Here is an 8,538-nt window from a genome sequence, read left to right on the forward strand (position 1 = left end):
AACGCCTCAGGCCGTCCCGCAAGGGGCGGCTTGGGGGCGGGCGCGCCGCATCAGATAGATATCCATGATCCAGCCATGTCCGGCACGGGCACTGGCGCGCGTCTCGACGATGTCCGCCGCCACCTCGGCCAGAGGCCCCGCGATCAGGATCTGCTCGCCCATCCCGACATAGGCCCCCCACCAGATATCGATCCCCTCAGGGTCGAGCGCCGCGAACCCGCCGCCCTGATCCAGCATGACCACCACCGTATCGGCACCCGCAGGCCAGCCCCCCTCGCGCAACTGGCGGCCTGTGGTGATCACCACAGGCGCGGCCAGTTCGTTCAGGGGAATGGCATGGGCGGCACAAAGCGCCTGTATCGCCGTGATCCCCGGAACGACCCGCAGCCGCAGCGGCATGTGACGCTCCAACCGTCCGGCGATCCGCAGGGTACTGTCGTAAAGCGACGGATCGCCCCAGACCAGAAAGGCCACCTTCGGCCCGCCCCCTGCCGCCAGATGCGCCGCGATCCGCGCCTGCCAGACCGCCGCTATGGCATCATGCCAGTCGTTGACCCGTTGCAGGTAATCCGGCGTCGCGGGATCCCGCACGGGCAGGTCGAACCCTTCGATCCGCGTGGCCGGACCCGTCACGCAGGCACGGCAGATTTCCATCCGCAGACCCGCCAGATCGGCCTTGTCCTCGCCCTTCAGCGGGATGAGGATCAGGTCCGCCGCATTCATCGCCTTGGCGGCCTCGGCCGTCACATGGTTGGGATTGCCCGTGCCGATCCCGATCAGCGTCAACTCGATCATCGCATCAGCCTTCCGCCAGCGGCCCGTAAAGAATCAGCGCAGGCCCGTCCCCCGCCTGCGTCGCGATCACCCCGCCCAGCGCGCCCAGCGTCGAGCGCGTCAACCGCTGCCCCGGATGCCCCACCGCCTCGGCCATCAGCGCGGGCGTGTCGGCGGGCAGGCCCTGCGCCATCAGACCCTCGGCCAGCGTGGAAAAGGTGCGCTTGCCCATGAAGACCACCGTCGTCGCCGACGCATCGGCCAGCGCCGCCCAGTTCAGCCCCTCGGGCAGGTCGCCCGTCACATCGGCCCCCGTGATGAACTGCACCCGCCGCGCCGTCAGACGCCGCGTCAGCGGTATCCCCGCCGCCGCCGCCGCCGCACAGGCCGACGGCACGCCGGGCACGATCTCGAAAGCAATCCCCGCCTCGCGCAGCGCGACGATCTCTTCCTCCAGCCGCCCGAAGATGCCGCTGTCGCCCGATTTCAGCCGCACCACCCGCGCGCCCGTCCGCGCATGGTCCACCAGCAGACGGCTCACATGGTCCTGCTTGGGTGAAGGCCGCCCCGCCCGCTTGCCCACGGCGATCAGGTCCGCCCCCGCCGCGCAATGCGACAGGATCGGTCCCGCCGACAGGTCGTCGAACAGCACCACCTCGGCCTCGGCCAGACGGCGCGCGGCCTTCAGCGTCAGCAGGTCGGGGTCCCCGGGACCGGAAGAGACGAAAGAGACGAAGCCGGTCATGCTGTGCCCTCAAGGCCCGCAGGGGCGATCAGGTGGAAGAAGGTGCCGCTGACCACGCCGCCCTGCGCGGTGCGGCGGAAGGAACCGGTCTCGGCGACCGGATCGCCACTGGCGTCCGACACCTCGGCCAGCGGCGCATCGGGTTGCGACAGGATCGTGGCATAGTGGAATTCATGCCCGCGCAGCGCCGGACTGCCAAGGGGTGCAGGCAGATCGACAAGCGGCCGCGCCAGCCGGTAGCCCAGATGCATACGCCGCTTGGCAAAGCTGGTCTCCAGCCCCAGCAGCCCCACCATCCGGTGCCGCGTGCCCTCGGCATCCACCAGCCCCGCGCCAAGCGCCATGTAACCCCCGCATTCGCCATGCACGGCCCGCGTCGCGGCGAACTCCGCCAGCCCCGCGCGGAACCGCTCCGCCGCCGCCAGCCGCCCCGCGTGAAGCTCGGGATATCCCCCGGGCAGCCAGCACACCGTGGCCGAAGGATCCGGCCCCTCGTCCTGCAGGGGCGAGAAGGGCAGGATCGTCGCCCCCTGCGCCCGCCAGTCGGCCAGAAGATGCGGATAGACGAAGGAAAACGCCTGATCCCGTGCCAGCGCGATCCGCTCTCCCGGAGCGGGGACGGGCGCGCAGGCGGCTTCGGCCTCTGTCCCGCCCGCCGCCAGCGCAAGGATCGCGTCCAGATCGCAATTCGCCGCAACGAACCCCGCCGCCTCGTCCAGCAGCGCGGTCAGCCGCGGCAATTCCTCGGCCTGCACCAGCCCCAGATGCCGCTCTGGCAGCGCGACCGACGCCTTGCGCGGCAACGCGCCCAGCACGCGCAACCCCGCCTGCGCGAACCCCGACCGCACCAGCGCCTCGTGCCGGGGCGAGGCGACCTTGTTCAGGATCACCCCCGCCAGCCGCACATCATCGCGATACCGCGCCAGCCCCAGCGCCACCGCCGCCGCCGTCTGCGCCTGCCCCGACACGTCGATCACCGCGACCACAGGCCAGCCCATCCGCGCCGCGATATCGGCACTGGCACCCGATCCCGTCTCGCCCGGCCTCGCCACCCCGTCGAACAGGCCCATCGCCCCCTCGGCCACCACCAGATCGGCAGGCCCCGCCTGCGCCACCAGCGCGCCGATCCGCCCCGCCGCCATCGCCCAGCTGTCCAGATTGACCGAAGGCCGCCCCGCCGCCACCGCATGGAAGGCCGGATCGATGTAATCCGGCCCGCATTTGAACGGCTGCACCGACAGCCCGCGCGCGCGCATTGCACCGATCAGCCCCAGCGTGACCGTCGTCTTGCCGCTACCCGACGAGGGCGCCGCGATCAGGACCCCGCGCGGCGTCATTCCGGAAAGCGCGGCTCTGTGCCGACCGGCCGGTAGCGGCGGTCGTAATCGCCTGCGTAAAGCCGGCTCTCGTCGAATTCCTCGGCCCCCAGCGCGTGCCCGACAAGGATCAGCGCCGTCCTCTCGCCCTCGCCGATCGCGGTCTCGATCGTGCCCAGCGTCGCGCGCACCACCTTCTGGTCGGGCCAGCTTGCGCGGAAGACCACCGCCACGGGGCAATCCGCGCCATAGGCAGGCGACAGCCGCGCCACCACATCGGCCAGCACATGCACCGACAGGTGGATCGCCAGCGTCGCCCCCGTCCGCGCGAAATTCTCCAGCGTCTCGCCCTCGGGCATGGCGGACGCGCGCCCCGAGGTCCGCGTCAGCACGACCGACTGCGCCACGCCGGGCAGCGTCAGCTCCGCCCCCAGAAGTGCTGCCGCAGCGGCAAAGGACGGCACCCCCGGCGTCACGTCATAGGGGATGCCCATCGCCCGCAGCCGCCGCAACTGCTCGCCCATGGCGGACCAGACCGACAGGTCGCCCGAATGCAGCCGCGCCACATCCTGCCCCGCCGCGTGGGCCGCCGCGATCTCGGCCATGATCTCGTCTAGACTCATCGGCGCGGTGTTCACGATCCGCGCGCCGGGCGGGCAATGCGACAGCAGCGCCGCAGGCACCAGACTGCCCGCATAAAGGCAGACGGGACAGGCCGCGATCAGGTCGCGCCCCCGCAGGGTGATCAGGTCGGCGGCACCCGGTCCGGCGCCGATGAAATGGACGGTCATCTTGGTCTTTCCCCGGTCTCGGCAATGGCGCAGGTCGCCATCGCATCTGGCGCGGTGATCCGCGCCACGGTTATCCTTGCCCCCGCGCCAGCGGCCACCAGCGCGGCGGCCTCGGCCACCGATCCGGTGCCGTGCATCGCGGCAATCCGTGCCGACCGCGTCGGCGTTTCGATCCCCCCGACGGCGACCGCATGCAGGGCCAGCCCCCGCTCTTCCGCCAGCGGGCGCAGCGCCGCCGCCTTCGCGGGCAGCGTGGCCAGCGCGTCCGCCCGCCCGCCCTGCGCCTCGGCCGCCTCCAGCACCCAGCGCAGCGACTCCATCGGCGCGCCCTCGCGGAAGCCGATCCCCGCCACCCTCATTTCACCGCCCTCCACTGCACCACAGGCCGTGCCGCCTGCCAGTCGCGGAACCGGCCCAGCGGCGCGGCCTCGGCAATGTCGAAGCGGTGCAGGCTGCCGCCGTGCCGCGCATGGCATCCCGCCAGAACCGCCTCGGTATCGATGGTTACGCCATTGGCGACGACCCGCGCCCCCGCGGGCAACAGCGGCCACAGCGCCGCATGCAACGCCTCGTCCCCGCCCCCGCCGACAAAGACCGCATCCGGACGCGGCAGCGCGGCCAGCATCGGCAGCGCCGCCCCCACCCGCACCTCCATCCGGTGCGCCACGCCGAAGGCTTCGGCATTGGCGCGGATATTCGCCGCACGATCCTCGCGCGCCTCGATGCAGACGGACCGGCCACCGGCAAGGCACCATTCCACCGACACCGACCCCGACCCGCCGCCGATATCCCACAGCACCTCGCCCGGCCGCGGCTCCAGCGCCGACAGCGTCAGCGCCCGCACGGGACGCTTGGTGATCTGCCCGTCATGCCGGAACAGCCCGTCCGGCAGGCCCGACGCCCGCGACAGGCCCGCCCCGCGCGGCAACTCCGCCCCGTCGATCGCCACCGCCACAGGTGCGGCGATATCGGGCCAGTCCACCCCCGCCCGCACCCGCTCGCGCGGGCCCCCCATCGCCTCGCACAGGGTCAGCCGCGCGGCGGCAAAACCGTTCTCCGCCAGCCACGCCGCCAACTCCCCCGCCGCGGCCCCGTCGCGCAACGTGCAGATGACCCGCACCCCCCGCGCCAGCACGCCCCGCAGCCGCGCATAGGGCGCCGCATGCAGCCCCAGACACAGCACCTCTTCCAGCCGCCAGCCCAGCCGCGCCGCCACCAGCGAGAAGGTCCCCGCCACCGGATGGGCCTGCCATTCCGCAGGCGACAGATGCGCCGCCACCGACCCGCCCGCGCCGAACCAGAACGGATCGCCCGACACCAGCATCGCCACCCGCCGCCCCCGCATCGCCAGCAGCGGCCCCAGATCAAAGGGCACCGGCCATTCCCGACCCCGCGCCCCCGCCCCCACCAGCGCCAGATGCCGCGGCCCGCCGAACACGACCTCGGCCCCCGCCAGCGCGGCGCGGCTTGCCTCCGACAGGCCCGCCGGTCCATCCTCGCCCAGACCGATGATCGCAAGCCAGGGTTCAGACATGACGCGCATCCTCCTCCTCGGCGGCACGACCGAGGCAAGCCGTCTGGCCCGCGCCCTTGCCGATGCCGGTCTGGAGGCCGTCTTCTCCTATGCCGGCCGCACCGACGCGCCCGTGGCGCAACCCCTGCCCCTGCGCGTGGGCGGCTTCGGCGGGGTCGACGGTCTGGCCGATTACCTGCACCGGCAGCGCATCACCCATGTCGTCGACGCCACCCACCCCTTCGCCGCACGGATGAGCCGCAACGCCATCGACGCCTGCGCGCGCACGGGCACGCCGCTCGTCACGCTGGAACGTCCCGCATGGACGGCCGCCACGGGCGACGACTGGCACCATGTGCCCGATACCGATGCCGCCGTCGCGGCCCTGCCCGATACACCGGCCCGCGTCTTTCTGGCGATCGGCAAACAGACGCTCGCCCCCTTTGCCGGCAAGCCGCAGCACCATTACCTCTTGCGCCTCGTCGACCCGCCGACCGCGCCCCTGCCCCTGCCCGACGCGACCGCGGTGATCGCGCGCGGCCCCTTCGATGCGGAAACCGACACCGCACTCTTGCGCGACCACGCCATCACCCATGTCGTCGCCAAGAACGCGGGCGGCGCGGGGGCCGAGGCGAAGCTTCTCGCCGCGCGCGCCCTGCGCCTTCCCGTCATCCTGATCGACCGCCCGACGCTTCCCCCCCGAAAGGTGAAGACGACCGTGGCAGAGGTGATGGACTGGCTCGCTCATGCCGGAACCGACCGCGGCGTATAGACCCAGCGCCCGACCCGCCGCGTCGCCTCGTTCCCCACGATCACCACGGTCCGCATGTCGGCCATGTCCGGCGTCGCCTCGGACAGCGCAACGCAGGTGATCGCCTCGTCGGGCGTCGTCACGGCGCGCGCGAACAGCACCAGCCGCGCCGCCTCGCATTCCTCGCGCAGGATTTCCAGCACCCGCTCGAACTGGTGCGGCCGCGATTTCGACCGCGGGTTATAGAAGGCCATGGCAAACCCGCCGCGCGCGGCATGGCGCAGGCGGCGCTCCACCTCGGCAAAGGGTTTCAGGTTGTCCGACAGGTTGATCGCGCAGAAATCATGCCCCAGCGGCGCACCGGCCCGCGCCGCCGCCGCCAGCATCGCCGTGATCCCGGGCAGGATGCGGATATCCGTGCCCATCCGCGCCGGATCGGCCTCCAGCGCCTCGAACAGGGCCGAGGCCATGGCGAAGACCCCCGGATCGCCCGACGACACGATCACCACCCGCCGCCCCCGCGCCGCAAGATCCAGCGCGAATTGCGCGCGGTCCAGCTCCACGCGGTTGTCCGACGGGTGCAGCTCCAGACCCTCTCGCGGGGCGACACGGGCGACATAGGGGATATAGCCCACCACATCCGTCGCCGCCTCCAGCGCCGCGCGCACCTCGGGCGTCACCAGCGCCTCGTCGCCGGGGCCCAGCCCCGCGACCGCGATCCAGCCCGCGCTCATTCCTCGCCCCCCGCAACAGGCCGCCGCCCGTGGCCATGCACCAGCACGATCGCGAAATAGGGACAGTCCGCCGCATCCACATCCGCCAGCCGCACCAGCCGCTGGTTCGGCATCGTCCCGCGCTCCACCAGCCACGCGTCCTCCAGCCGCCCCGCCGTCTCCAGCGCGCGGCGCACGCGGGGCAGGTTGCGCCCCGTCTTCATGATGGCCAGCGCATCCGACACCTGCATGTGGCGCACCAACTCGTCCTCGGGCAGCGTGCCCATCAGCACGGTCAGCACGTCGTCGCCCCACGTGATCGGCTGGCCCGAGGCGTTCCAGCACCCCACCATCCCGGGAATCCCCGGGATCACGTCGACCTGAACCGCATCCTTCAGCCGCACGTAAAGATGCATGAACGACCCGTAGAAGAACGGATCACCCTCGCACAGCACGACCACCTCCTCGCCCGCCTGCGCCATGTCGCGCAGCCGCCCCGCCCAGTCGTCATAAAAGGCCGACAGCAGGTCGTTGTATTCCGCACTGTCAAAGGGCAGCTCGGTCGTGACGGGATATTCCATCGCATGCTCCACGGCATCCGCCGCCAGCATCCCCTCGACGATCCGCCGCGCCTGCCCCTGCCGCCCGGGCTTGCGGAAATAGGCCACATGCCGCGCCCCGCGCACGACCCTGTCCGACCGCACCGAGATCAGGTCCGGATCGCCCGGCCCGAGTCCCGCACAGATGATCCGGCCTGCTGTCATGTCCCGGCTCATTCCTTGCGGCTCGCCAGAGCGTTGACCGCCGCGACCGTGATCGCCGATCCGCCCAGCCGCCCCTCGACGATCACCGACGGGCATGGGGGTGCCGCCATCAGCGCCTCTTTCGATTCCGCCGCCCCGATGAAGCCCACCGGACAGCCGATGATCGCCGCAGGACGCGGGCAACCCGGATCCTCCAGCATGTTCAGCAGATGGAACAGCGCGGTCGGCGCATTGCCGATCGCCACCACGGCCCCCGCCAGATGCGGACGCCACAGCTCCACCGCCGCCGCCGACCGCGTGTTGCCCATCCGCGCCGCCATGGCCGGCACCTGCGGATCGTGCAGCGTGCAGATCACCTCGTTCCCCGCGGGCAGGCGCGGGCGGGTGATCCCCTCGCTCACCATGCGCGCATCGCACAGGATCGGCGCCCCCGCCTCCAGCGCCGCCCGCGCGGCCACCGCCATGCCGGGGGTGAAGCGGACATGTTTCTCCAGCCCGACCATCCCCGCCGCATGGATCATGCGGACCACGACCACCTCCTCCTCGGGGGTGAACCGCGCCAGATCGGCCTCGGCCCTGATCGTGGCAAAGGACTGGACATAGATCCTGGCGCCGTCGGTTTCATAGATATGCGGCATCAGAACAGTCCCTTCAGGTCGATGTCGTCTTGCGCCAGACCCCGCCGTGCGGGCAAGTCCAGCGTGGTTCCATTGCGGATCAGGTCAAAGCCCGCGCCCGTCGCGACCAGCGTCACATCGGCGGCGGCCGGATGGGCGCAGCCCTTGGCACAGGCCGAGACATGCAGGACGCGCCCCTGCGGCACCTGCGGGGCCAGCCGCGCGGCAAGCGCGCGCACGGGGGCCACGGCCTGCAGGCAGGCAGGCGCGCCGCTGCACGCCTCCACCCGCCGGACGGGATCATCGCCGCGCGTCACCAGCCCCGGCAGGGCGGGCATCGCGGCCAGCCCTTCCACCAGCAGCATCCGCCACGGCGTCACACGCAGCGGCCCCAGTGCCGCCAGCGCCGCCAGCGTCTGGGCCTGCATCTGGCCGAAGGCAAAGCCCACCAGCGCACCGCGCTCCACGATCCCCGGTTCCGGCGCGGCACAGGCCGCCGCAGGCGCGACCCGCGGCGCAAGCGCGCCCTCCGGCAGCACCCCGCGCCCCACCAG

General features: G+C 72.0%; 10 protein-coding genes and 1 pseudogene. 1 reads left to right on the forward strand and 10 read right to left on the reverse strand.

Annotated elements, in window-relative coordinates:
- Positions 1-6: 6 nt before the first annotated feature.
- Genes cobF through cbiE form a run of 6 tightly spaced genes read right to left on the reverse strand, consistent with a single transcriptional unit; the run spans position 7 to position 5,160 of the window.
- The gene (cobF, locus tag GU927_RS06020) at positions 7-795 is read right to left on the reverse strand and encodes a precorrin-6A synthase (deacetylating) (RefSeq protein ID WP_161761432.1); all 789 of its coding nucleotides are present in this window, start codon (positions 793-795) and stop codon (positions 7-9) included.
- Between the two features lie 4 nt (positions 796-799).
- The gene (gene cobA, locus GU927_RS06025; RefSeq protein ID WP_161761433.1) at positions 800-1,519 is read right to left on the reverse strand and encodes a uroporphyrinogen-III C-methyltransferase; all 720 of its coding nucleotides are present in this window, start codon (positions 1,517-1,519) and stop codon (positions 800-802) included.
- Positions 1,516-2,856: a cobyrinate a,c-diamide synthase gene (locus GU927_RS06030; RefSeq protein WP_161761434.1), complete on the reverse strand. Its 1,341-nt coding sequence runs from the start codon at positions 2,854-2,856 to the stop codon at positions 1,516-1,518. Before GU927_RS06030 ends, cobA begins: the two co-directional genes overlap by 4 nt.
- A complete protein-coding gene (cobM, locus tag GU927_RS06035) occupies positions 2,853-3,626 on the reverse strand; it encodes a precorrin-4 C(11)-methyltransferase (RefSeq protein WP_161761435.1) in 774 nt (257 codons plus the stop codon). The genes GU927_RS06030 and cobM overlap by 4 nt, the downstream gene beginning before the upstream one ends.
- Positions 3,623-3,985, reverse strand: a complete 363-nt coding sequence (locus GU927_RS06040) for a cobalamin biosynthesis protein (RefSeq protein ID WP_161761436.1) — start codon at positions 3,983-3,985, stop codon at positions 3,623-3,625. Before GU927_RS06040 ends, cobM begins: the two co-directional genes overlap by 4 nt.
- A complete protein-coding gene (gene cbiE / locus GU927_RS06045) occupies positions 3,982-5,160 on the reverse strand; it encodes a precorrin-6y C5,15-methyltransferase (decarboxylating) subunit CbiE (protein WP_161761437.1) in 1,179 nt (392 codons plus the stop codon). Before cbiE ends, GU927_RS06040 begins: the two co-directional genes overlap by 4 nt.
- Between cbiE and GU927_RS06050 the strand changes: the two genes are divergently transcribed.
- A complete protein-coding gene (locus GU927_RS06050) occupies positions 5,159-5,911 on the forward strand; it encodes a cobalt-precorrin-6A reductase (RefSeq protein WP_161761438.1) in 753 nt (250 codons plus the stop codon). The two genes, cbiE and GU927_RS06050, sit on opposite strands and share 2 nt — an antisense overlap.
- Here GU927_RS06050 and cobJ read toward each other — a convergent pair.
- The 4 genes and pseudogenes from cobJ to GU927_RS06070 form a co-directional block, all read right to left on the reverse strand.
- A complete protein-coding gene (gene cobJ, locus GU927_RS06055; RefSeq protein ID WP_161761439.1) occupies positions 5,884-6,624 on the reverse strand; it encodes a precorrin-3B C(17)-methyltransferase in 741 nt (246 codons plus the stop codon). The two genes, GU927_RS06050 and cobJ, sit on opposite strands and share 28 nt — an antisense overlap.
- Positions 6,621-7,367, reverse strand: coding sequence for a precorrin-2 C(20)-methyltransferase (locus tag GU927_RS06060; RefSeq protein WP_161761440.1), 747 nt, complete (start codon positions 7,365-7,367; stop codon positions 6,621-6,623). The genes cobJ and GU927_RS06060 overlap by 4 nt, the downstream gene beginning before the upstream one ends.
- 8 nt (positions 7,368-7,375) lie before the next feature.
- Positions 7,376-8,005, reverse strand: a complete 630-nt coding sequence (locus GU927_RS06065; protein WP_161761441.1) for a precorrin-8X methylmutase — start codon at positions 8,003-8,005, stop codon at positions 7,376-7,378.
- Positions 8,005-8,538, reverse strand: a pseudogene (locus GU927_RS06070) (precorrin-3B synthase); the annotation flags it as partial. The pseudogene GU927_RS06070 and the gene GU927_RS06065, both read right to left, overlap by 1 nt.

This window comes from Paragemmobacter amnigenus (assembly GCF_009908265.2).
In the GTDB taxonomy this organism is placed as follows: domain Bacteria; phylum Pseudomonadota; class Alphaproteobacteria; order Rhodobacterales; family Rhodobacteraceae; genus Paragemmobacter; species Paragemmobacter amnigenus.

Coding starts and splice junctions, on each gene's coding strand:
- cobF (WP_161761432.1), bottom strand. CDS start 795: ATGATCGAGTTGACGCTGATCGGGATCGGCACGGGCAATCCCAACCAT.
- cobA (WP_161761433.1), bottom strand. CDS start 1,519: ATGACCGGCTTCGTCTCTTTCGTCTCTTCCGGTCCCGGGGACCCCGAC.
- GU927_RS06030 (WP_161761434.1), bottom strand. CDS start 2,856: ATGACGCCGCGCGGGGTCCTGATCGCGGCGCCCTCGTCGGGTAGCGGC.
- cobM (WP_161761435.1), bottom strand. CDS start 3,626: ATGACCGTCCATTTCATCGGCGCCGGACCGGGTGCCGCCGACCTGATC.
- GU927_RS06040 (WP_161761436.1), bottom strand. CDS start 3,985: ATGAGGGTGGCGGGGATCGGCTTCCGCGAGGGCGCGCCGATGGAGTCG.
- GU927_RS06050 (WP_161761438.1), top strand. CDS start 5,159: ATGACGCGCATCCTCCTCCTCGGCGGCACGACCGAGGCAAGCCGTCTG.
- cbiE (WP_161761437.1), bottom strand. CDS start 5,160: ATGTCTGAACCCTGGCTTGCGATCATCGGTCTGGGCGAGGATGGACCG.
- cobJ (WP_161761439.1), bottom strand. CDS start 6,624: ATGAGCGCGGGCTGGATCGCGGTCGCGGGGCTGGGCCCCGGCGACGAG.
- GU927_RS06060 (WP_161761440.1), bottom strand. CDS start 7,367: ATGACAGCAGGCCGGATCATCTGTGCGGGACTCGGGCCGGGCGATCCG.
- GU927_RS06065 (WP_161761441.1), bottom strand. CDS start 8,005: ATGCCGCATATCTATGAAACCGACGGCGCCAGGATCTATGTCCAGTCC.